The organism is Actinoplanes sp. NPDC019969 (assembly GCF_055562375.1).
The window spans coordinates 452,100-474,536 of the sequence record NZ_JBVHFK010000002.1; the positions used below are offsets into that span (position 1 = coordinate 452,100).

Sequence of the window (22,437 nt, forward strand, 5' to 3'; positions counted from 1 at the left end):
TCACAGTCGTTCCATGGTGTCTAGGTATGTCTCGATGTCCCGCGCCTTCAACGCCCGGCGGGCCGGCTGGGACAGCGCCGACCATAGATCGTCGCCGAGAAGCTCCCGCGCCCGGCGTGGGTCGGTGGCGCGGGTGATCCCGTGCCGCAGCCGCAGCCGTTCGTCGGTGAGTTCCGCGAGCACCGGCAGAACGTTACGCGTATACAGATCCGGATCCGAGTGGGCCCGGTCGAGGTTTTTCTCCCATCGGCGGACCGCGGCCCGGAGCGCGTCCACGGCCGGGCCGGCGTTCGAGCCGATCCGGGACCGCAGCCGCGGCGTGGGCGGCGGGGCGACCACCGACACCGCGTGGATCAGCAGGCGCAACCCGGTCAGCAGGGCCAGGAGCAGCAACAGCGAGATGGTCAGCCCGAGCATCCGCAGCCCGGCGACGATCACCACCGCGGCCAGGCCGATGATCACGGCGTTGCCGATCAGGGTGACGGCGAGCGACCGGCGCCGGCCGCCCGGCTCCGCCGGGTCCTCGGTCCGGTACCGGCCCTCGGCCGCCCCGAACAGATCGTCGAGTCCGCCGTCACTCATGAGAGCACCTCCGGCGAGCGGGCGGCCCCCAGGTCGGCGCGCAGGCGTTCCAGCGCGGACCGGGCCTGCTGCCGCATCTGGTCGTCGACGGTGTGCGTCGCGTACCGCGCCTCCCGGTAGACCGCCAGCAGGGCCGCCAGCACCCCGGCGTCGACCCGCTGCTCGGCCAGCAGCCGCCCGACGTAGTCGGTGGGGCTGTCACCGGGATGCCGTGGCGTGCCCGCCGCGGCGGCCGCGTCCTCCAGCCGGACCCAGCAGGCGATCACCGCCCGGCGCGGATCACGGTCGGTGTCGGACAACTCCTCCAGGCCGGCGTCGAGCGCGGCGACCAGGTCCTCGGCGGTGCGCTGCGGACGGCGCCCCTCGATCCGGCGGCCGGTCCGCGCGGGACGGCGCCGCAGGTAGTCGCGGATCAGCGCCCAGCACAGGCCGGCCACCATCAGCAGCGCGCCGGCGCCGAGCACGGCCAGGGTGGCGGTGCCCACCCAGTCGGGCAGGCCCTGGGCCGGCTCGGGCACCGGGCGGGCGCTGGGCTCGACACTCGGGCGGGGCGGGAGCAGCGGCGGCCGGGTGGTGACCGTCGACTGCGGCTGGATCTGGTCCAGCTGTGGCTCGGACCGGGTGGCGGCCAGGGCGATCACGAAGAGCAGCCCGAGGACGGCGGCCAGGGGCCACCATCGGCGGAGCGCGGCGAAGTCCATGCGGGGCTCAGATCCGTGACTCGAGGATTGTCGGCGCTCGCATCATGCCAAACCCGCCAGATCCTTCGCACGGCCGAACACCTCGTCCAGCATCACCGGGGTCAGCCGGCCGGTGAAGGTGTTCTGCTGGCTGACATGGAAGCACCCCAGCAGAACCGGTGCGCCGGGCACGCTGACCTGGGCGCCGTGGCCGAATTTCGGGCGCGGGACCGGTGGGCGTACCCCATAGGTCTTGATCATCGCCGGCCACCAGGCGGCCCAGGCGAAACCGCCGAGCGCCACCACCACCCGCAGTGTCGGCCGAACCAGTTGCAGCTCGCGCTGGGCCCAGGGAGCGCAGGTGTCGCGTTCCTCGGGCAGCGGTTTGTTGTCCGGCGGGGCGCAGCGCACCGCCGCGAAGATCCGGGTGTGCCGCAGCGCCAGGCCGTCGTCGGCGGACACACTGGTCGGCTGATTCGCCAGGCCGGCCCGGTGCAGCGCGGCGAACAGCACGTCGCCGGAACGGTCGCCGGTGAAGATCCGGCCGGTGCGGTTGCCGCCGTGCGCGGCAGGCGCCAGCCCGAGGATCGCGATCTCGGCGTCGGCCGGCCCGAAACCCGGCAGCGGACGGCCCCAGTAATCCTGGTCACGGAACGCGGCACGCTTGGTCACGGCCACGTCGGTGCGCCAGGCGACCAGGCGCGGGCAGGCGAAACAATCCGCGATGCGGGCGTCGAGCGAGGTCAGCGAGGCGGCTTCGGCTGCTTGCGTGGCGACTTCCTCGGGGGTACGCGCGGACGCGCCGGACGGGAGCACCCGATCAGCACAACATCCCGGCACAAGCCGCCCGCACCCGGGTCGGCGTCAGCGCGGCGCGACGGGGACGCTCGGTGTGGCGGGCGCCGAGGCGCTGGGCGCGGCAGCCGGTTCCGACGCGCCCGGCCCGGTCGTCGTGGTGGTGGGTTCCGGGGTGCCCGGCGCCGGCGGAGGCGTGGTGGCGCGAGGGTCCGGGCCGTTCTTGTCGAACGGCGGCGTGTCAGGGCACTGGGGGTAGCCCATGGCGCGGCTCTCGTACCCCACCCCGGCGGTCTCGTCGTAGCAGTAGCCGTCGCCGAGAAGGATCGGGCTGCCGTACTTGTCGTAGAGATGCACGCCGGTGAGAAGCTGCCCCCGCCCGTCGTAGACGTAGACGTCGTCGAGGTTCCCGAACGGCCCGCCGTTGTAGCCGACCTCCTGGTACGGGTCCTGCTGAGCGGCCGAGTCCACCTCGAGGAAACCGATCACCGCGAACAGCACCAGGAACGCGCTGCCGAACCGGAGCGCCCGCCGCCGCCACCGCCCCGCCGGAGCCGCCCGGCGGCCCAGCCAGACCGAGCCGAGGACACCGAGGGCCAGGATCATGACGGCCACGAGGTAGTCGATGAGATCGTCCCCGCCGACCCGCGGCAGCAGGCCGGGCGGGGTGCCCCGGTCGCCCACGACGACAGCGAACGCCATGGCTGCCAGATAGCCCCGGAGCACCCACCAGGCGGGCCGCAGGAGCACCAGGAAGTCACCGGCCCGGGGGTAGCCGAGCAGCGGGCCGATCCGTACGTCGGCCCGGTCCAGGAAGGCCCGGAGCCGGGCTCGGTGCCGCGCGGCCGTCTCGGCGGCCTGATCCGCGAGGCGCGACCGGCTCCCGGGCGGCAGCGTGCCGGCGGCCGGGATGCCCGCGCTGGCGATCAGCTCCGCCGCGTACGCCTCCGGTGGCCCCAGCCGCTCGGTGAGCGACCCGCCGCCCTCCGCCAGGACCTCGGCCAGATGCTCGGGCAGGTCCTCGAGGAGCTCGTCACGGATCCCGGCCGGCACGCCGGCGAGCGCCTGCCGGACGCCCTCGACGTAGCCGGCGATCTCGTCCTGTGCCGTGAGGTTCACGCCTTCCCCCGCTCGCGAAGCAGATCTTCCATGATCGATGCGAAGCCCTGCCAGACCTTGCCGGAGCGTTGCAGCTCGGCGCGGCCGGCGTCGTTGAGCGCGTAGTACTTCCGGTGCGGGCCCTCGTCGCTGGGCACCACGTAGCTGTTCAGCAGGCCGGCGTTGAAGAGCCGGCGCAACGTGCCGTAGACCGAGGCGTCACCGACCTCCTCCAGGCCGGCGGCCCGCAGGCGGCGCAGGATGTCGTAGCCGTAGCCGTCCTCGTCGCGCAGCACGGCCAGGACGGCCAGGTCGAGGACACCCTTCAGTAGCTGGGTCGCATCCACGCGGAGCACACTACTGCGCAATCCGAAGTAGCGTCAACAGCGCACTACCGCGGCGACGAAAAAGGGCGGAGCGACCGCTCCGCCCTTTTCGAGGTTCTACTTCTTCGTGATCACGCAGAGCAGGTAACCGTCCTTGCCCTCGCCGCCGCCCTGCAGCAGCGCCGCGTCGTCGGTCTCCTTGAAGAACTTGTCGCAGGCGGTGCTGTTCAGGTCGGTGGTGCCCGGGACCTTGCCGACGACGGTGAACTTGGCGTCCTTCGAGGCGCAGTCGACGGTCTCGGCGTCCACCTCGGTCGTCTTCTCGGTCACGGTCTGCTTGACCGCGATGCAGCTGCCGGCCTTGGCGTCGGCCGTCTTGTCCTCGGCCACCGCGGCGCTGACACCGGAGGCGAGCCCGAACTTGATCAGCCCGACGATCACCGCGATGCCGATGGCGCCGCCGAAGCCGAGGAACTTCTTGAAGCCCTTCTTCTTCGGCTGCTCGAAGGGAGACGCGGCGGCGGGCGCCGGGTAGCCCGAGCCACCGGCGTTCGGCGGCGGCAGCGGCGCGAAACCATCGCCGGGCGGCGGGAAGCCCTGGCCACCGTTGTTCGGCGGCGGGAAGCCCTGGCCGGCCGCGTTCGGCGCGGGGTAACCCTGGCCACCGGCGTTCGGTACGGGGTAACCCTGGCCACCGGCGTTCGGCGCGGGATAACCCTGGCCACCGGCGGGCGGGGGCGGGTTGGACGGCGCGCCGGACTGGGGCGGCATCACCGGGTCGGTCATCGGGGCGTTCCTTTCGAGGGGTCGCGCCGGCACCGATGGCCGGCACGCGAGGATAGCCACCGCCGTCGCCTCCGCGTTATCCCCCTCCCAGCTTCCTTTCAGCCAACTGGTCGGTTTCTGCCAGTTAGCCACCCGGCCGAGCCGATCCACGGGCGGACTCGAAGCCGGCCGAGCCGGAAAGGGCAGGTCGAAGGGGTAGACCGAGCCGAAGGAAGGCACGCCGAAGGAGCAGGCCGGACCAACCGGGAGCCGGCCCGCCACGGGCGAAGCGCGAGCTAGCCGACCAGACCGAAGGCGATGCCGTCGAGGATGTCGTGCTCCGAGGCGATCACGAAGTCGTGACCCGAGCGCTCGATGATCGACTTCATGATGAGAGCGCCCGCCCCGATCACATCCGCCCGCCCCGGGTGCATCACCGGCAGGGCGAGACGTTCGGCCACGGTCATCGCCAGAAGCTCGTCGGTGACACGGGTCACGGCCGCCGCGTCGACCCGGCTGTGGTGGATGCGCGCGGAGTCGTACACCTCAAGGTCGTGAGCCAGAGCCGTGACGGTCGTGACCGTCCCGGCGAGCCCGACCAGCGTCCGCGCCGCCCGGCCGGAAACGGCCGCCAGGGCCGTGTCCACCGCCTTCGCCACATCCGCCTCGGCCGCCGCGATCTCCGCCGCCGTGGGCGGATCGCTGTGCAGGTGCCGCTCGGTCATCCGGACACAGCCGATGTCCATCGAGATCGACTGCTCGACGCCGCGGGTGCCGGTGACGAACTCGGTGGAGCCGCCGCCCAGGTCGAACACCAGGTAGGGGCCCTCGGCGTCGAGGCCGCGCACCGCGCCGTCGAAGGAGAGCTGCGCCTCCTGGGCGCCGGTGATCACCTCCGGGTCGATGCCGAGCACGCCGCGGACCATGTCCCGGAAGTCCTGCGCGTTGGAGGCGTCCCGGCTGGCCGAGGTCGCGCACATCCGCACCCGGGAGACACCGAGCTCGGCGATCTCGGCGGCATAGCCCAGAAGAGCCTTGCGGGTACGCTCGATCGCCTCCGGGGCCAGCATCCCGGTCCGGTCCACGCCCTCACCGAGCCGGACGATCTCCATCCGCCGGGACACGTCGGTCAGCCCGTCCCCGGCCACGTCCGCGATCAGCAGCCGGATCGCGTTCGTGCCGCAGTCGACGGCGGCCACCCGGGCGCTCATCGAGATCCCTCCGTGGACGACCCCGACGTCAGCTCAGGGCGGACGAGCGTCCGGTCAGGCGTTGCGCTGATTCTCGACATTCCTCTTCACGGTCTCCAGGATTGCGTCGCCGACGTCGGCGACGAGGTTGCTGTTGCCCAAGGGTTCGGGCATGCGGAACTCGAGATACTCAATCAAGCCCTTCCGGAGGCGCAAAGAGCAAGGTGTCTCGCGTACAGTGGCTGCGTGACCGAGACGGTGCGCTGCGCGTAGGCTCCCAGGTCGCCCAGCAGCAGACACTGCGCACCTACGGCACCGCCCTCGACCACTCGTTCACGATCAAGGGCCGGGGCCGGCCGAAGAGGAAGCGCAAGAAGGACGCACGGCCGAGCCTGCAATACACCACCCGGGGTTTCTCGATCAAGAACAACCGACTCCATCTGCCTGGCAAGGTGATCGTCCCGGTCGTCTGGTCCCGCGAACTCCCCTCGAAGCCGACCAGCGTCCGCGTCTACCGTGACAACCTCGGCCACTGGTACGCATCCTTCGTGGTCCGCCGCGAGACGGCCACAACTGGCGAGGTTGACCTGCCAGGCATCGGCATCGACTGGGGCGTGACAACCACCGCCACCACCACCGACCCGGCCTACGATCTGCCGCACCTCGGGCACCGCCGTCGCTGCGCCGCCGAGCTGGCCAAGGCCCAACGCACAATGGCCCGACGCCGTGGACCGAAGGGCCGTCCGCAGTCGAAGGGCTACCACCAAGCCAAACGCCAAGCCGCCCGAATCGCGAAGAAGGCGGCCCGGCGGAACACTCACGACGCCCGCGTCTGGGCCAAGGGCGTCGTCGACCATCACAGCCTGATCGCTGTCGAAGACCTCAAACCACAGGTCCTCGTCGAGACGCGGATGGCCCGTAAGGCCGCCGACGCAGCGATCGGGGCATGCAAACGAGAGTTGAAAGAACGTGGTGTGCGGGCGGGCCGGAAGGTGGTGCTGATACCGCCCGCTTACACCACGATGACCTGCTCCAGATGCGGTGAGAGAGCCGATCACCGCCTCGGACTGGGTGTACGAGTCTTCGAGTGCGCGGCCTGCGGCTACACCGCGCACCGTGACCTCGACGCCGCGCGGACGATCCTCGCCACGGCTGAACGCGACCGTGCCGGTGCCGACGACGTCAGACATCGGATCGCCGCCTTCCGGGACGGTGGAGCAGGTGCAGTCCGAGCTGAGAAATCCCCCGAGTTCATCCGTGGGGATGTCGTCAAAGATGCAGCAGCATTCTCTTGTTCCCCAGCGTGTTCGGCTTGACCCGTTCCAGGTCGAGGAATTCGGCGACACCTTCGTCGTACGACCGGAGCAGTTGCTCGTAGACCGGGTGCGGCACCGGCGCCCCGTCGATCTCGGTGAACCCGAACGAGGCGAAGAACCGGGTCTCGAAGGTGAGGCAGAAGACCCGGCGTACGCCCAGCTCCCGTGCCTGGTCCAGGAGCGCGGCGACGATCTTGTGACCGATCTTCCGACCGCGCAGGGCGGGGTCGACAGCGACGGTCCGGATCTCGGCGAGGTCCTCCCACATCACGTGCAGCGCGCCGCACCCGGCGACCCGCCCGGTCTCGTCCTCGGCCACCCAGAACTCCTGCACCTGCTCGTACAGGGTGACGGTGGCCTTGCTGAGCAGCCGGCGATCGGTGGTGTACGTGTCCACCAGGGACCGGATCGCCCGGATGTCCCCGGTCCTGGCCCTGCGGATGATCACTCGTCGGCCGCGATCCGGACGCAGGGGCCACCGGCCCAGTACGGCTCGATCGCGTCGCGGACCTCGTCACCGAACGGGTTGACGCCACGCCCGGCGGCGAGCGCGTGACCGAGGTGGACGTGCAGGCACTTGACCCGGTCCGGCATGCCGCCGGCCGACACGTTCTTGATCTCCGGCACGTCGTCGATGGCGGTCCGCCGGTCCAGATAGTCCTGGTGCGCGGCCGCGTACCTCTGCGCCAGCTCCGGATCGGTGCTGAGCCGCTCCTGCATGTCCCGCATGACCCCGGCCGACTCCAGGCGGCTGCACGCGGCGGTGGCGTGCGGGCAGGTCAGGTAGAACAGGGTCGGGAACGGCGTGCCGTCGTCGAGGCGGGGCGAGGTCTCCACCACGTCGGGGTTGCCGCACGGGCAGCGGTGGGCGACGGCGCGGGTGCCGCGCGGGCGGCGGCCGAGCTGGGCCGCCACGATGTCGAGGTCGGCGGGTGTGGGTTCGTCCATGGGTTGAGGATCAGTCCTGAGGCTTAGCGTCGGGTTGCTCTGCGTTGGCGGCTTGCACACTGCCCCACAGCGTGTCGTACCAGCGGTCGGGGGCGCCGGCCGGGGTCAGCCGGGTGGCGTCGCTCGCGCCCTCCGGGCTGTCCACGACCCGCAGCGGGGTCTCCCCCCGGCGCACGTAGTTGAACCGCTCCCGCGCCTGGATGCGCAGGTACTCGTCGTCGTTCCACTTCTTCAGCTGCTTCCGCGCCTCGACGATCTCGCCCTGCCGGTCGACCAGCGCCTGCTCCATCTCGGCGATCTCGGACTCCTGCTCCAGATACACCCGGAGGGGGTAGGTGTAGGCGAGGGCGAGCGCCACGACGAGCGCGATGAGGATGGTGGCCCGGCTGGTCAGCGCGCGCGGGCGGGGTGCGTCGGTGCGTTCGGCGGCTGCGCCGCTCCTCGACCCCTCGGGGGTACGGCGGGACGACGGCGCCCGGACCGGTCCGGTGTTCCTGGTGCGCGACGACGTGCGCGCGGAGGTGCGGGTCGGGGTGGGACGGCCGCCCGCGCCGGTCCGGCGGCGGCTCGGGCCCTGACCGCTCGGTATGCGGCGCTCGGTCATCTCCGCCCTCCCCCGCTAGCCGTGTCCGGTGACACCCGCCGCAGAGAATCTATGTCTCCGGGGCGGGCGCCACCAAACTCGATGATCCTCGCCGGACGGTCAGCCGACGCGGTAACGCGGGAACGCGCCCGCACCGGCGTACCGGGCGGCGTTCTCCAGCTGCTCCTCGATGCGCAGGAGCTGGTTGTACTTCGCGACCCGGTCGGACCGGGCCGGGGCGCCGGTCTTGATCTGGCCGGAGCCGACCGCGACGGCCAGGTCGGCGATGGTGACGTCCTCGGTCTCGCCCGAGCGGTGCGACATCATCGTCTTGAAGCCGGCCCGGTGGGCCAGGTCCACGGCGTCGAGGGTCTCGGTGAGCGAGCCGATCTGGTTCACCTTGACCAGCAGGGCGTTGGCGGCGTTCTCGGCGATGCCGCGGGCCAGGCGCTGCGGGTTGGTGACGAACAGGTCGTCGCCGACGATCTGGACCTTGTCGCCGAGCTGAGCGGTCAGCGCGGTCCAGCCGGCCCAGTCCTCCTCGTCCAGCGGGTCCTCGATGGAGACGATCGGGAAGTCGGCGGCGAGCTTCGCGTAGTACGCGATCATCTCGTCGGTCGACTTCGGGGCGCCCTCGAAGACGTACGCCCCGTCCTTGTGGAACTCGGTCGCGGCGACGTCCATGGCCAGGACGATGTCGCTGCCCAGGGTGTAGCCGGCGGCCTGCACGGCCTCGGCGATCAGCTCCAGGGCCGCGACGTTCGCCGACAGGTTCGGCGCGAAGCCGCCCTCGTCGCCGAGGCCGGTGGACAGGCCCTTCTTCTTCAGCACCGACTTGAGCGCGTGGTAGACCTCGGCGCCGGCCCGGACGGCCTCGCGGAAGGTCGGCGCGCCGATCGGGGCGATCATGAACTCCTGGACATCGACGTTGGAGTCGGCGTGCGACCCACCGTTCAGGATGTTCATCATCGGCACCGGCAGCAGCGACGCGTTGGGGCCACCGAGGTAGCGGAACAGCGGCAGCTCGGCGGAGGCGGCGGCGGCCTTGGCGACGGCGAGCGAGACGCCCAGGATGGCGTTCGCGCCCAGCTCCGACTTGGTGTCCGTGCCGTCCAGGTCGAGCATCTTCTGGTCGATCAGGCGCTGGTCGGAGGCCTCGTAACCGACGAGCTCGTCGATCAGCTTCTCCTCGATGTTCTCGACCGCCTTGAGAACACCCTTGCCGAGGTAGCGGCTCTTGTCGCCGTCGCGGAGCTCGAGCGCCTCGAAGGCGCCGGTGGAGGCGCCGGACGGCACCGCCGCGCGGCCGACGGAACCGTCGTCCAGGCCGACCTCGACCTCGACGGTCGGGTTGCCCCGGGAATCGAGGATCTCGCGGGCGACGATTGCTTCAATGGTGGCCATTGGTCGTGTCGCTCCCTAACGTTTGTACGAATACAGTTTCGGTCCGCGACCCTGCGGGCCGACCACACCCGCAGAGCGTATCGAGTCCGGCGATGACTCGTTCGCGGGGCCGGTCAACTGCACCCGCGGATCGCCTCAAACCCGCGGCGTACCTGCCGAACCTCTGGGCACTATGACCAGTAGCCTGTTTCCCGCTGACGGGTCCCGTGTCGAGCTGGACACCGGAGGACAGATCCTTCCGGACGTCCGGCTGGTGGAGTCCTCCGGCGACATCGTGACGCTCTCCCTCGCCCTCGCCGACATCGCGCTCATCGCCGGCTCCCCGGTGACCCTGCGCTGGCCGGCCGGCCCGCGCGGCCGGCACATCCAGCGCGGCACCGTGCAGCTCATCGACGAGAACCGGATCGGCCTGCGGATGGCCGGTGAGCCGGAGATCGAGCAGCTGCGCAACTACGTCCGCGGTGGTGGCGGCGAATCGGTGCTGCTGGTACGGCCCGGCGAGCCGGAGGCGATCGGCTACGTGCACGACATCAGCGAGCACTCGGTCCGGGCCCACTTCACCGGCGTCGAGCTGCGCCCCGGCCAGGACATGCGGCTGCGGATCCAGCTCCACGACGAGATCGTCGAGTTCCCGGCGATCGCCCTGCGGGTCAGCTCGATCCGCCAGCAGGTGCCGGTCCGTGGGCCGCTCGTGGTGGAGATGGTGGCGATCTTCGACCAGGACGAACGCCAGGCCAAGGTGATCCGCCGGTACGTGATGCGGCTGCAGCTGGCGGCCCGCCGGGAGGCCACGGCCGCGCAGCGTCTCGCGGACGAGGTATTCGCCGAGGCCATGGAGGCCCACTGAATCCGCCGCGGCCATTTCCCATTTCCGCGTGAATCTAATGAATAGGAGTCATCGGTCCCGTTAATTGCGGGCCGATTGACCCTCCATTCATCGACGACCGTCGCCGGATACTCGTTTGCGTGGGGTGCGCGGGTACGCAAGGGTGGTCTCGTGCCCGCCACCCCGCCTGTCCGCGGCCTGCCCGTCCTGTTCACCCTCGCCCTGCTCGGTTCGGCCGGTTGCGCCGGCGACGGCCGGGCCAGCGCCGCCGGGCCGGCCCGGGAGGACCTGGTCTCCGAGGCGGCCGACCGGGTGGCCGCGGCCCGCGCCACCACCTGGACCGCCGCGTACCGGCTGGCCGGTGGCGGCGCCGCCCGGGTGGTGTGGTCCGGGGAGCCGGCCCGCAGCGCCTACGTCTTCCCGTCCGGCCGGACCATCCGCACGGCGGCCGCTCTGACCCGGTGCGCCGGCAGCGGCGGCGAGACCGTCTGCACCGCCACCGCGCCGGCCGGCGACGGCACGGACGAGGTGCCGGCCGGCTCCGGGCTGATCGCCCCCGGCACGGTCCTGGACCTGCTGGAGACCGCGGCGATCGACCCGGACGTGACGGTCGAACCGCGGGAGACGACGATCGCCGGCCGGCACGCCTCCTGCCTGGAGGTGGCCGGCGCCGCCGATTTCGACGTCTGCGTGACCGTCGACGGGACGGTGGCCGCCTTCACCGGCACGGTCGGCGGCGCCCCGGTGGAGATGGTGCTCACCGATTACCGCGCGGGCGCCGACGAGGCCGACTTCACCGTCCCGCACGGCGCCCGCCTCGTCGACCGCCGTTAGGGCGCGTCCGGCTGGTCGTCAGGGCTGTCTCCGCCGCGCTGCGACAGCCCTGACGACCAGCCGGGCCCTGCCTCAGACCCCCAGCAGGGCGCGCAGGTGGCGCGGGGGTGGGGAGCCGTGCGCCAGCATCGCGTCGTGCCAGGCTCTCGGGGTGGCGCCGAACGGGCGGGCCGCCGCGATCTCCGCCACCTCGGAATAGCCCACGAAGTAGGTGGAGAGCTGGGTCGAGGTGAGCAGCGCCCGCCGCCACTTGCCGGCCGCCTCGCCCTCCTCCTGGAAACCGGGCCCGGTCATCAGCGCCATCGCCTCGGCCTCGGGCAGGTCCTCGCAGTGGGTCAGCTGGTCGATGATCGCGTTGAGGGTCATCCGCAGCTGCATCTTGAGCTGCTGCAGGCGGACCGGCAGGCCGCCGAACCCGAGGTCGGTCATCAGCTCCTCGGCGTAGACCGCCCAGCCCTCGACGAACGGCCCGGACCAGCCCAGCGACCGGACCCGGGTGGCGGCCCGGAACCGCCGGGAGTGGGCGATCTGCAGGAAGTGACCGGGCATCGCCTCGTGGACGGTGAGGTTGCGCAGCATCTCGTCGTTGTACTCACGGTAGAAGCTGGTGATCCGCTCGGCGGGCCAGTCGGACGGGGCCGGCGCGATGCAGTAGAAGGTGGGCACGTCGGCGGTCTCGAGCGGGCCGGGTGCGTCGCAATAGGCCACCGCGACGCCGCGGGCGAACTCCGGCATCTCCTCGATCACGCACGGATCGCCGACCAGCGAGATCACGTCGTGCTCCCGGACGAAGGCGGTCGCCTCGTCCATCGTCGACTTGGCGAGACCGACGATGGTGTCGTTGCCGGGGCGGCGCTCGGCGATCGCGTCCAGGGCGCGGCGGACCGTCTCGTCGGTGGCCGGGCCGCCGGTCAGCTCGGCGGCGGCCGAGCGCAGGGCGGCGCCGACCCGGTCCAGGTTGTCCCGGGCGCGGGACAGCACCTCGGCGGCGGACAGCTCGGTGTCGAGGGTGTGCCAGAGCCGGGCCTCCCAGCGCCGGCGGCCGAGCCGCGGGTCACGGCCGGGCTCGCCGCTGTCCAGCCGGGCACGCAGCCAGCCGTCGAACTCGCCGAGCGCGGCCAGCGCGGCGGCGGCCGCCGGCTCGACGGCGCCGCGCAGCCCCGGCTCGCGGGCCAGCAGCGCGGGCACCTCGGCCCGGATCAGCCCGGCCGTGCCGGCGAACTGGCCGACCGCGGTCTCGGCATGCACGCGGGGCACGTCGCGCAGCACCGCACGGGCGGTGGCCAGCGCGTCCGGCAGGGCGGCGAGCCGGCCGGCCAGGCTGGCCAGCCGCTCGTCGAGCGGGGCGAACGGCCGGGCGATCAGGGCGTGCAGCAGCGGGCCGGGGTTGTGGTCGAGCGGGTTCCACTCGTGCTCGCGGATCTCGGTCAGCTCGAACAGGGACCGCTCCACCCGAGCCGTCAGGATCGCGTGGTCGACCTGGTCCTCCGCGCCGAGACCGTCGGCGTCGACCCCGCTGAGCGCGTCGCCGGCGTCGCGCAGCATGGCGACCCGGGCGGTGACCGCGGCGGCGGAGTGATCGGGCAGGCGGTCGTCGAAACGGTGATCGCCCGCGGAGGACGCCGCGGCGGGGTCGCTCTCCAGCAGGGCGTCGACGATGCGCTCGGCGAGCGCTACGAACTCCGGCATGTCCCCGAAACTACTCGGGACCTCCGACATTTTCCGCCGCACGCACCGCGTCCGCGAACTCCAGGACGGCAGACCGCAGCTCGGCCTCCGCGTCCAGGCCCGCGGCGCGGGCCTCGGCAACCACTTTCAACAGCAGGCTGCCGAGGTCGTCCCGATCCGGCAGGGGTACCTCCACCGCGCCCCGCTCGGCTCGGTGCAGGATCTTCGCGGCCAGGGCGAGGGCGGGCTGGCTCAGCGCGATCCCGTCCAGCACCGAGTCCCGGGCCTTCTCCTCGCGTTTGATCCGCTCCCAGTTGGCGGTGATCTCCTCGATGTCCGCGACCTGCTCGCCGGCGAACACGTGCGGGTTCCGGCGGATCATCTTCTCCACCAGGGTGCCGGCCACGTCGTCGATGCTGAAGCGGTCGGCCTCCTCGTGGTCCTCGGCGAGCCGGGCGTGCAGCACCACCTGGAGCAGCACGTCACCGAGTTCCTCGCGGAGCGCGCCGAGATCCTCGCCGAGGATCGCGTCGTACGCCTCGTAGCTCTCCTCCAGCAGGTACGGCGCGAGCGTCCGGTGGGTCTGCTCCCGTTTCCACGGGTCGCCGCCGGGCGACGCCAGCCGGTCCATCACCGCGACCGCATCCAGCAGCCGGGCGCCGGGCGGGTCCCACGAGCCGTACATCAGCTCCAGCTCGGCCAGGCCCGGCTCCCGGGCCAGGCGCAGCCCCAGCTGCCGGGCGAAGGACTGGTCACCGTCCGGCCCGGCGAGCCACACCGCGGCGGGCTGCCCGGCGATCGCGTCGAGGAACCCCTGGGCGTCGGTGTCCAGGACGGTGACCGGGACGCCGGTCACCCGCAGCGCCACCGCCTGCGGGCCGTCCGCGGCGGCGAAGACGGGGTACGCCCGGACGGTGTCCCAGGCCTCGGCGGTGAGCAGCCCGGCCGGCAGTCGCGGCGACGTGACGAGAAGGACGATCCGGGTGCTCAAGAGACGTCGGCCACCGGAACGGACTGGTCGTCGCCGAGCCGCGTCTTGATCAGATCGAGCTTCGTCGTCTCGTCCTGGAGCCAGAGCACGCTCACCTCGAAGGGGTGGTACCGCGGGTTGACCTTGACGCCGAGGTCGGTGGCGGCGGCCTGAATCCGGTCCCGGACCTGCGAGACGGCGGCGACCACCTTGAGGTTCTGCTCGGACTGCTCGGCCTTCCAGGCGCTGAAGTCCTGGCCGGGCTGGACGCCGCCGACCGAGACGAAGGCGTCGAACACCTCACGCATCTCCGCGTCCTGCGGTGCGGTGGCGGACGTCAGGTACGACTCGACCAGCAGCTCGCGCAGCATCAGGCCCTCGGTGAGGACCCGCACGTAGTCGGAGCCGGCGGGCAGTTTCCGGTCGGCGGCGACAGCGTCGTACGGCACCGTGGCGGGCAGTCGCACCTGCCGCTCGGCGGCGACGCGCTCGTACAGGTCCCGGGCGACCAAGGCGTGCACGATGTCCGCCCGGCTGAACGGCATCCGCACCGGCTGCGCCTGCTCGGCGGCGGCCTGGTCCCGCGCCTGTGTGGTCAGCGTGTCGTGCGCGTCGTCCCAGATCTCCTGGACCTCCTGCTCGGAGACCGTCTCGGCGCCGCCCAGATAGGCGGCGACGGTCGGCTCCGACCGGCAGGCGGAGAGCCCGCCCACGGCGAGAGACGCGGCGACAACGGCGGTGGCGAGTCGGCGAGCACGCAGCATGGTCAACACTCTCTCACGCTCACTGTGATCTTCGTCGCCCCGCCCCGAGCCGATTTCATGCCTTGGCCGGCGCGGGGACGTCGCCGAGCACGTTCTTCAGCAGGTCGGCGCACCATTGGAGCAGGGCCTGGTCGCGGACCGGCTCGCCACCGATCCGGCGGGTGCTCGGCCAGGGCACGCTGACCTGGTCGGCGCCGGTCTTGTAGACGGAGTCGGGGTGGTAACGCTTCAGCCGCATCTGCTTGGAGTCGGGCAGCGCCAGCGGCGAGAACCGGATGTGCTTGCCCTGCAGCGACACGTCGGTGAGGCCGTAGGCGCGGGCCAGCTGCCGGAACCGGGCGACCGCGATCAGGTTGACCACCGGGGCGGGCGGTTCGCCGTACCGGTCGTTCATCTCGGCGACGACCTCGTCGAGGCGGGCGCCGTCGCGGGCCTCGGCGAGTTTGCGGTACATCTCCAGGCGCAGGCGCTCGACCGAGATGTACTCGGTGGGCAGGTGCGCGTCGATCGGCAGGTCGATCTTGACCTCGGGCTCCTCCTCGGGACGCTCGCCCTTGAACTGGGCGACCGCCTCGCCGACCATGCGCACGTACAGATCGAAGCCGACGCCCTCGATGTGGCCGGACTGCTCGCCGCCGAGCAGGTTGCCGGCGCCGCGGATCTCCAGGTCCTTCATCGCCACGTACATGCCGGCGCCGAGTTCGGTGTGCTGGGCGATGGTGGCGAGCCGCTCGTGGGCGTGCTCGGTGAGCGGCTTCTCCCGGGGGTAGAGGAAGTACGCGTACGCCCGCTCGCGTCCCCGGCCGACGCGGCCGCGGATCTGGTGCAGCTGGGCGAGGCCGAGCAGGTCGGCACGTTCCAGGATGAGGGTGTTGGCGTTCGGGATGTCGATGCCGGACTCGACGATGGTGGTGCAGACCAGGACGTCGAACTCCTTCTCCCAGAAGCCGACCATCACCTTCTCGAGCTGTTCCTCGCTCATCTGGCCGTGCGCCACCGCGACCCGGGCCTCGGGCACCAGCTCGCGCAGCTTGCGGGCCGCCCGGTCGATCGACTCGACCCGGTTGTGCAGGTAGAACACCTGGCCGTCGCGGAGCAGCTCGCGGTGGATGGCGGCGGCGACCTGCTTCTCGTCGTACGCCCCGACGTAGGTGAGAACCGGGTGCCGCTCCTCCGGCGGGGTGGCGATGGTGGACATCTCGCGGATGCCGGTGATCGCCATCTCCAGGGTCCGCGGGATCGGGGTGGCCGACATGGTCAGCACGTCCACCGAGGCGCGCAGGGCCTTGAGCTGCTCCTTGTGCTCGACGCCGAACCGCTGCTCCTCGTCCACGATGATCAGGCCGAGGTTCTTGAAGCGGGTCGACTTGGCGATCAGCCGGTGCGTTCCGATGATGATGTCGACGGTGCCGTCGGCGGCGCCCTCCAGGGCGAGCGCCGCCTCCTTCGGCGTCTGGAAGCGGGACAGCTGCCGGATCTGCACCGGGAACTGGCTCATCCGCTCGGTGAACGTGTTGAAGTGCTGCTGGGCGAGCAGCGTGGTGGGCACCAGCACGGCGACCTGCTTGCCGTCCTGCACCGCCTTGAACGCCGCCCGGACCGCGATCTCGGTCTTGCCGTAACCGACGTCGCCGCAGATCAGCCGGTCCATCGGGACCTGCAGCTCCATGTCGTGCTTGACCTCGACGATCGCGGCCATCTGGTCGGGGGTCTCGGTGTACGGGAAGGCGTCCTCCAGCTCCCGCTGCCACGGGGTGTCCGGCCCGAACGCGTGGCCCTGCGAGGCCTGGCGGGCGGCGTACAGCTGGATCAGCTGGGCGGCGATCTCCTTGACCGCCTTCTTGGCGCGGGCCTTGCTCTTCTGCCAGTCGGCGCCGCCCATCTTGTGCAGCGCGGGCGACTCGCCGCCGACGTAGCGGGAGAGCTGGTCGAGCTGGTCGGTGGGCACGTAGAGCCGGTCGCCGGGCTGGCCGCGCTTGGACGCGGCGTACTCGATCACCAGGTACTCCCGGTCGGCGCCGTTGACCTTGCGCTGCACCAGCTCGATGTAGCGGCCGATGCCGTGCTGCTCGTGCACGACGAAGTCGCCGGTCTTGAGCTCGAGCGGGTCGATGGTGTTGCGCCGCCGGGCCGGCATCTTGCGCATGTCCTTGGTGGACGCGCCCCGGCCGCCGGAGATGTCGTTGCCGGTGATCACCGCGAGCCGGGACGCCTCGTCGACGAAGCCATGGTTGAGCCCGCCGCAGGTGATCAGCAGCTGCCCGTCCTGGATCGGCTGGGCGATCGAGTCGACCGGGGTGACCCCGAGACCGGCGTCGCGCAGCAGCTCGGCGGCCCGCTGGGCGGTGCCCTTGCCCTCGAAGACGAGCGCGATCGCCCAGCCCTGCCCGGCCCATCCGGCCAGGTCCGCGGCGAGACGGCCGGTGTCGCCGTGGTAGAGCGGGACCGGCTGGGCGGCGAGCGCGACGGCGTCACCGAGGTCCGGCGCGACCTCCACCGCGGTGCTGTCCTCCCAGGGCAGCGCCTCGGGCGACGAGTCGGCGGAGGCCAGCCCGAACGGCGAGAGGGTCCACCAGGGCTGCTGGAGAACGGCGGCGTGTGCCCGTACATCGGCAAGGGTCTTGAAAGCGACAGCGCCCACGTCGATCGGCGCCTGACCGCCGACCGCTGCCGCCGCCCAGGAGGCCTCCAGGAACTCGTCGGAGGTCCGGGTCAGGTCGTGGGCGCGGGTGCGGATCCGCTCCGGGTCGCAGAGCAGCACGTGGGTGCCGGCCGGCATGCAGTCGATCAGCAGCTCCATGCTGTCGGTGCCGCTGAGCAGGGCGGGCGCCAGGGACTCCATGCCCTCGACCGGGATGCCCTCGGCGAGCTTGTCGAGGATCTCGGCCAGCTCGGGGTGCTGGGCCGACAGCTGCAGGGCGCGGGCCCGCACGTCGGAGGTCAGCAGCAGCTCGCGGCACGGCGGCGCCCACAGCGCGTGCACCTTGTCGATGGTGCGCTGGTCGGCGACCGCGAAGGTGCGGATCTCCTCGACCGTGTCGCCCCAGAACTCGACCCGGGACGGGTGCTCGTCGGTGGGCGGGAAGACGTCCAGGATGCCGCCGCGGACGGCGAACTCGCCGCGCTTGGTGACGAGATCGACCCGCGCGTACGCCATGTCGGACAGCCGCCGCGCCACCTGCTCGAGCTCCGCGTCACGGCCGGTGACCAGCTCCACCGGCTCCAGGTCGCCGAGGCCCTTGAGCTGTGGCTGGAGCATCGACCGGACCGGCGCGACGACGACCTGGAGCGGGTGCTCGCCGGGGTGGGCGAGGCGGCGCAGCACGGCGAGCCGGCGGCCGACGGTGTCGGAGCGCGGGGACAGGCGCTCGTGCGGCAGCGTCTCCCACGACGGGTAGACCGCGACCCTCCCGGGGTCGATCAGGCAGCCCAGCGCGTCGGCCAGGTCGTCGGCCTCGCGGGAGGTGGCGGTGACGGCGAGGACCGGGCGGCCGGCGCCGCCGGCATCGGCGGAGCCGGCGACGGTGGCGACCACGAACGGCCGCAGCGAGACCGGCGCGGTCAGGTCGAGCGAGTCGGAGGAGGCGTTGCCTTTCGCCGCGAGGTCCCGCGCGCGTGCGAGCCCGCGGTCACGCAGGGCGGCAGGAATCAGGCCGGAGAGTTGCATGCGAGAAGACCCCCTGAGGGCACGACGAACAGCCCCGAACCAGATCGGGACGGGGGTGTGCCCCTCAGCTTAGTCCGACACTCCGACAGAACCGGCACCGCGCGCCTTATCGCACAGCATGTCCGACATGTGGGCCGACCAGCCATGGAAGAGTGCCCGAACGTTGCACGCGAAACATGGGGAGGCAACGTGCATATCATACTTTTCCGCTCAGCTGGTCCGAGCGTCTGAGCGATGAGCATCCTGCACACCCCGGATCCCGGGGCTACTCAGCATGCCCCCAAGGTGCCACCGCAGCGCCCGCCGGTCGGCAGCGTGCCGATGCCCGCCGGCGAAATGGGCAGCACGCATCTGCTGCCGCGGCAGTCCGCGTACAGCGCGTACAGCGTGCTGGCCGGCCCGGCCGAACCGGCCCCGGCGGACGGCGCGGAGTACCGGGTGCGGATGCGGCGCCTGGCCCGGCGCCGTCCGGTCCGGACACTGCTGATCACCCTGTTCGCCTTCGCGTTCGAGAGCACCTTCTTCGGCTGGCTGATCACCTCGATCGAGATGCCCGACCAGCGCCTGCAGACGGTCCTCTACCTGGCCACCGCGTTCATGATCGCGGCGACCGCGGCGATCGAACTGTTCCGGCTGGTCAACGTCGTGACGCTGTGCCTGGCAACGCTCTGGGCACGGGATCCGCAGCCGGTCGTGCCGGACACCGGGCTGCGGGTCGCGTTCCTGACCACGATCGTGCCCGGCAAGGAGCCGGTGGAGATGGTGGAGCGGACGCTGCGGGCGGCCCGCCGGATCCGGTACGACGGCCGGTACGACGTGTGGCTGCTCGACGAGGGCGACGACCCGGTGGTGAAGCTGATGTGCCGCCGGCTCGGGGTCAAGCACTTCAGCCGCCGGGGCATCGGCGACTTCAACACCGAGCAGGGCCGGTACAAGGCGAAGACCAAGCACGGCAACTACAACTCCTGGCTGACCGCGCACGGCGGCGAGTACGACGTGTTCGTCTCGGTCGACCCGGACCACGTGCCGCTGCCGAACCTCTGCGAGCGGCTGCTCGGCTACTTCCGTGATCCGGACGTGGCGTTCGTGATCGGTCCGCAGATCTACGGCAACTACGACAACCGGGTGACCCGCTGGGCCGAGTCGCAGCAGTACCTCTTCCACTCGCTGCTGCAGCGGGCCGGCAACCGGCGCGGCATCGCCATGCTGGTCGGCACCAACAACGCGGTACGCATCTCCGCGCTGGACCAGATCGGCGGCCTGCAGGACTCGATCACCGAGGACATGGCGACCAGCCTGAAGGTGCACGCCACCCGCAACCCGGCGACCGGCCGCCGGTGGACCTCGGTCTACACCCCGGACGTCCTGGCCGTCGGTGAGGGCCCGTCCTCCTGGACCGACTTCTTCACCCAGCAGCACCGCTGGTCGCGGGGCACCGACGAGGTGGTGGTCCGCACGTTCGCCGGGATGCTGTGGCGGCTCGGGCCGGCCCGGGCGCTGCACTACGGGCTGCTGATGTCGTACTACCCGCTGACCGCGCTGGCGTGGCTGCTCGGGGCGGTGAACGCGGCCTGTTTCCTGCTGCTCGGCGCGAAGGGCGTACAGGTGCCGGGTGAGGTCTGGCTGATGCTCTATGTGGACGCCGCGCTGTTCCAGGTCGGCCTGTACCTGTTCAACCGGCGGCACAACGTCAGCCCGCACGAGAAGTCCGGGTCGTCGGGCCTGGCCGGGATGCTCGCGTCGACGCTCTGCACCCCGGTCTACGTCTCGTCGTTCGTGTCCGCCGTGCTGCGCCGGACCACCGGTTTCGTGGTCACCCCGAAAGGCGACTCGACCAGCCCGGACCGGCTCGCCACGTTCGCGCCCGGCCTGCGCTGGGCCGCCCTCTACGCCCTGCTGCTGATCGTCTCGCCGTTCGTCGACCACGTCGACCCGGCGATGTACGCCTGGCCCGCCCTGAACCTCGCCATCTGTCTCACCCCCGTCCTGCTCTGGCGTGTTGATTTCGGCCGAACGGTTCGCCCGAAATCAACACGCGGAACGGACCGCAACCGGAAGGACACCCCGCGATGAAGCCCCGCTCGCGTCCCACCCTCGCTCGCCGGTTGACGAGCGGCCTGGTCACGCTGGTGGTGCTGGCCGTCGTGGCGATCGCGAACCGGCCGATGGTCGCGGTCGCCGCCGAGGCGCTGCACGAGTTCCAGATCAACCGCCAGTCCTACAAGGAGCGGTACGGGCACTGGTCGCGGCTGCCGGTCCCGCAGGGTTTCAAGGTCAACGCGATCCACGCGGCGCTGCTGCACACCGGCAAGGTGCTGATCATCGCGGGCAGCGGCAACAACAAGGACGCGTTCGAGGCGAAGTCGTTCCGGACCGTGCTCTACGACCCGGCGAAGGACGAGTTCACCGAGGTGCCGACGCCGACCGACGTGTTCTGCGCCGGGCACACCTTCCTGCCGGACGGCAAGCTGCTGGTGGCGGGCGGGACGAAGTCGTACGAGGTGCTCGCCGAGGACGTGGAGCACGCCGCCGGGGTCATGAAGATCAAGAACGAGTCGCCGGACGGCGGCCCGCGGGTCCTGCCGAAGGGCACCCGATTCCTCGCGGCGGGCGGGGAGGCGTACCGGACGCGGGCCGCGGTGACCGTCCCGGCCGCCCGCAAGATCGTCCACGGCGCGCACACCATGGTGCACGCGGGCGAGGTGGAGGTGTGGGTGGACGCGGTCGCCAAGGGCGACCGGGCCGTGGTGAACTCCCCCGCCCAGTACGCGATGGACGGCCTGTCCGGACTGGCCGCCCGCAACCTCTACGGCGTCGCCGAGAAGATCACCCGGGAGAAGCAGGAGTACGGCGGGGACCGCACCTCCTACGAGTTCGACCCGGTGACCGAACGCTACGTGCGCACCGGCAACATGCGCGACGCCCGCTGGTACCCGACGCTCATCGGCCTGACCAGCGGTGACGTGCTCGCGGTCTCCGGGCTGGACCAGTTCGGCCGGATCCTGCCCGGCCGCAACGAGCGGTACCTGCCGGCCCAGCGCCGCTGGGTGGCCGCGCCGGAGCTCAAGCGGTACTTCCCCACCTACCCCGGCCTGCACCTGATGGCCGACGGGAAGGTCTTCTACTCGGGGTCCAACGCCGGGTACGGCTCGGACACCGAGGGCCGCACCCCGGGGCTCTGGGACGTCCGGCGCAACTCCTTCCAGGTGGTGCCCGGGCTGCGCGACGCGCACATGAACGAGACCAGCTCGTCGGTGCTGCTGGCCCCGGCCCAGGACCAGAAGGTGATGATCCTCGGGGGTGGCGGCGTCGGCGAGTCCGAGGAGTCCACCGCCCGGACCGCCATCGCCGACCTGGACGAGAAGGCCCCGCGCTACCGCCCCGGCCCGGACCTGCCGAAACCGGCCCGCTACCTGTCCACGGTGCTGCTGCCGGACGACACCGTGCTCACCACCGGCGGCTCCTCGGGGTACCGGGGTGGACCGTACCGGGGCACGCCGCGCAGCGACCTGTTCAACTCCCAGATCTACCACCCGGGACGGAACGCCTTCGCGACGGCGGCGGACTCGACGGTCGGCCGCAACTACCACTCCGAGGCGATCCTGCTGCCGGACGGCCGAGTGATCACCCTGGGCGGCGACCCGCTCTACGACAGGTCCGGCAAGAACGCCGGCACCTTCGAGCAGCGGATCGAGGTCTACAGCCCGCCCTACCTGTTCCAGGGCGAGCGGCCCACCATCTCCGGCGGCCCGGTCACCGTCGAGCGCGGATCAAAGGCCTTCTTCGGTACGCCGGACGCGTCCCGGATCACCTCGGCGCGGCTGATCCGCCCCAGCGCGGTCACCCACGTCACCGATGTCGACCAGCGGTCGGTGGCGCTCGGCCTGACACGTACCGGGGACGGCGTGCAGGTGACCGTGCCGCCTAAATACGGACTTGTCCCCTCAGGTTGGTACATGCTGTTCCTTGTGGACGAAAAAGGAATCCCGTCGGTCGCCCGCTGGGTCCGGGTGCGCTAGCC

20 protein-coding genes are annotated in these 22,437 nt (G+C 71.5%); 5 read left to right on the forward strand and 15 right to left on the reverse strand.

The window, feature by feature from the left end:
* From ACZ3II_RS08585 to ACZ3II_RS08615, 7 genes are all read right to left on the reverse strand, one after another.
* Positions 1 to 582, reverse strand: coding sequence for a hypothetical protein (locus ACZ3II_RS08585; RefSeq protein ID WP_465516983.1), 582 nt, complete (start codon positions 580 to 582; stop codon positions 1 to 3).
* Positions 579 to 1,283 (reverse strand): DUF4129 domain-containing protein, encoded by a 705-nt coding sequence (locus tag ACZ3II_RS08590; RefSeq protein WP_465516984.1) that lies wholly within the window; start codon positions 1,281 to 1,283, stop codon positions 579 to 581. The genes ACZ3II_RS08585 and ACZ3II_RS08590 overlap by 4 nt, the downstream gene beginning before the upstream one ends.
* A gap of 42 nt (positions 1,284 to 1,325) precedes the next feature.
* Positions 1,326 to 2,078 (reverse strand): uracil-DNA glycosylase, encoded by a 753-nt coding sequence (locus ACZ3II_RS08595; RefSeq protein ID WP_465516985.1) that lies wholly within the window; start codon positions 2,076 to 2,078, stop codon positions 1,326 to 1,328.
* 48 nt (positions 2,079 to 2,126) lie between these two features.
* Positions 2,127 to 3,176, reverse strand: coding sequence for an HAAS signaling domain-containing protein (locus ACZ3II_RS08600; protein WP_465516986.1), 1,050 nt, complete (start codon positions 3,174 to 3,176; stop codon positions 2,127 to 2,129).
* Positions 3,173 to 3,502: a PadR family transcriptional regulator gene (locus tag ACZ3II_RS08605; RefSeq protein ID WP_465516987.1), complete on the reverse strand. Its 330-nt coding sequence runs from the start codon at positions 3,500 to 3,502 to the stop codon at positions 3,173 to 3,175. The genes ACZ3II_RS08600 and ACZ3II_RS08605 overlap by 4 nt, the downstream gene beginning before the upstream one ends.
* Positions 3,503 to 3,598: 96 nt before the next feature.
* Positions 3,599 to 4,267: an LppU/SCO3897 family protein gene (locus ACZ3II_RS08610; RefSeq protein WP_465516988.1), complete on the reverse strand. Its 669-nt coding sequence runs from the start codon at positions 4,265 to 4,267 to the stop codon at positions 3,599 to 3,601.
* A gap of 275 nt (positions 4,268 to 4,542) precedes the next feature.
* A complete protein-coding gene (locus ACZ3II_RS08615) occupies positions 4,543 to 5,457 on the reverse strand; it encodes a Ppx/GppA phosphatase family protein (protein WP_465516989.1) in 915 nt (304 codons plus the stop codon).
* A gap of 203 nt (positions 5,458 to 5,660) precedes the next feature.
* On the opposite strand from ACZ3II_RS08615, the gene ACZ3II_RS08620 reads away from it, so the two are divergent.
* Positions 5,661 to 6,752, forward strand: coding sequence for an RNA-guided endonuclease InsQ/TnpB family protein (locus tag ACZ3II_RS08620; protein ID WP_465516990.1), 1,092 nt, complete (start codon positions 5,661 to 5,663; stop codon positions 6,750 to 6,752).
* Here ACZ3II_RS08620 and ACZ3II_RS08625 read toward each other — a convergent pair.
* The 4 genes from ACZ3II_RS08625 to eno form a co-directional block, all read right to left on the reverse strand.
* On the reverse strand, positions 6,706 to 7,200 hold the full coding sequence (locus ACZ3II_RS08625; RefSeq protein ID WP_465516991.1) for an amino-acid N-acetyltransferase: 495 nt from the start codon (positions 7,198 to 7,200) through the stop codon (positions 6,706 to 6,708). The genes ACZ3II_RS08620 and ACZ3II_RS08625 overlap by 47 nt on opposite strands.
* Complete coding sequence (locus ACZ3II_RS08630; protein WP_465516992.1) at positions 7,197 to 7,700, reverse strand: DUF501 domain-containing protein; 504 nt, start codon at positions 7,698 to 7,700, stop codon at positions 7,197 to 7,199. Before ACZ3II_RS08630 ends, ACZ3II_RS08625 begins: the two co-directional genes overlap by 4 nt.
* Before the next feature lie 10 nt (positions 7,701 to 7,710).
* Positions 7,711 to 8,304, reverse strand: a complete 594-nt coding sequence (locus tag ACZ3II_RS08635) for an FtsB family cell division protein (RefSeq protein WP_465516993.1) — start codon at positions 8,302 to 8,304, stop codon at positions 7,711 to 7,713.
* 99 nt (positions 8,305 to 8,403) lie between these two features.
* Positions 8,404 to 9,687, reverse strand: a complete 1,284-nt coding sequence (gene eno, locus ACZ3II_RS08640; RefSeq protein ID WP_465516994.1) for a phosphopyruvate hydratase — start codon at positions 9,685 to 9,687, stop codon at positions 8,404 to 8,406.
* 172 nt (positions 9,688 to 9,859) lie between these two features.
* On the opposite strand from eno, the gene ACZ3II_RS08645 reads away from it, so the two are divergent.
* Positions 9,860 to 10,534, forward strand: coding sequence for a hypothetical protein (locus ACZ3II_RS08645; protein ID WP_465516995.1), 675 nt, complete (start codon positions 9,860 to 9,862; stop codon positions 10,532 to 10,534).
* 150 nt (positions 10,535 to 10,684) lie between these two features.
* Positions 10,685 to 11,347, forward strand: a complete 663-nt coding sequence (locus ACZ3II_RS08650; RefSeq protein ID WP_465516996.1) for a hypothetical protein — start codon at positions 10,685 to 10,687, stop codon at positions 11,345 to 11,347.
* A 72-nt stretch (positions 11,348 to 11,419) separates the two neighbouring features.
* Here the strand turns inward: ACZ3II_RS08650 and ACZ3II_RS08655 are convergent, their stop codons facing one another.
* The 4 genes from ACZ3II_RS08655 to mfd are packed head-to-tail and all read right to left on the reverse strand — an operon-like array spanning position 11,420 to position 18,416.
* Complete coding sequence (locus ACZ3II_RS08655) at positions 11,420 to 13,036, reverse strand: DUF885 domain-containing protein (RefSeq protein ID WP_465516997.1); 1,617 nt, start codon at positions 13,034 to 13,036, stop codon at positions 11,420 to 11,422.
* Positions 13,037 to 13,046: 10 nt separating this feature from the next.
* Positions 13,047 to 14,006 carry a nucleoside triphosphate pyrophosphohydrolase gene (locus ACZ3II_RS08660; RefSeq protein ID WP_465516998.1) on the reverse strand — a complete coding sequence of 320 codons (960 nt, stop codon included), beginning with the start codon at positions 14,004 to 14,006 and terminating at the stop codon, positions 13,047 to 13,049.
* Positions 14,003 to 14,749: a DEAD/DEAH box helicase family protein gene (locus tag ACZ3II_RS08665; RefSeq protein ID WP_465516999.1), complete on the reverse strand. Its 747-nt coding sequence runs from the start codon at positions 14,747 to 14,749 to the stop codon at positions 14,003 to 14,005. The genes ACZ3II_RS08660 and ACZ3II_RS08665 overlap by 4 nt, the downstream gene beginning before the upstream one ends.
* A 55-nt stretch (positions 14,750 to 14,804) precedes the next feature.
* Positions 14,805 to 18,416, reverse strand: a complete 3,612-nt coding sequence (mfd, locus tag ACZ3II_RS08670; protein WP_465517000.1) for a transcription-repair coupling factor — start codon at positions 18,414 to 18,416, stop codon at positions 14,805 to 14,807.
* A 234-nt stretch (positions 18,417 to 18,650) separates the two neighbouring features.
* Here mfd and ACZ3II_RS08675 point away from each other — a divergent pair, with 234 nt between their 5' ends.
* Both ACZ3II_RS08675 and glxA read left to right on the forward strand, forming a co-directional pair.
* A complete protein-coding gene (locus tag ACZ3II_RS08675) occupies positions 18,651 to 20,489 on the forward strand; it encodes a glycosyltransferase family 2 protein (protein WP_465517001.1) in 1,839 nt (612 codons plus the stop codon).
* Positions 20,486 to 22,435 (forward strand): radical copper oxidase GlxA, encoded by a 1,950-nt coding sequence (gene glxA / locus ACZ3II_RS08680; protein ID WP_465517002.1) that lies wholly within the window; start codon positions 20,486 to 20,488, stop codon positions 22,433 to 22,435. The genes ACZ3II_RS08675 and glxA overlap by 4 nt, the downstream gene beginning before the upstream one ends.
* Positions 22,436 to 22,437: the final 2 nt, after the last annotated feature.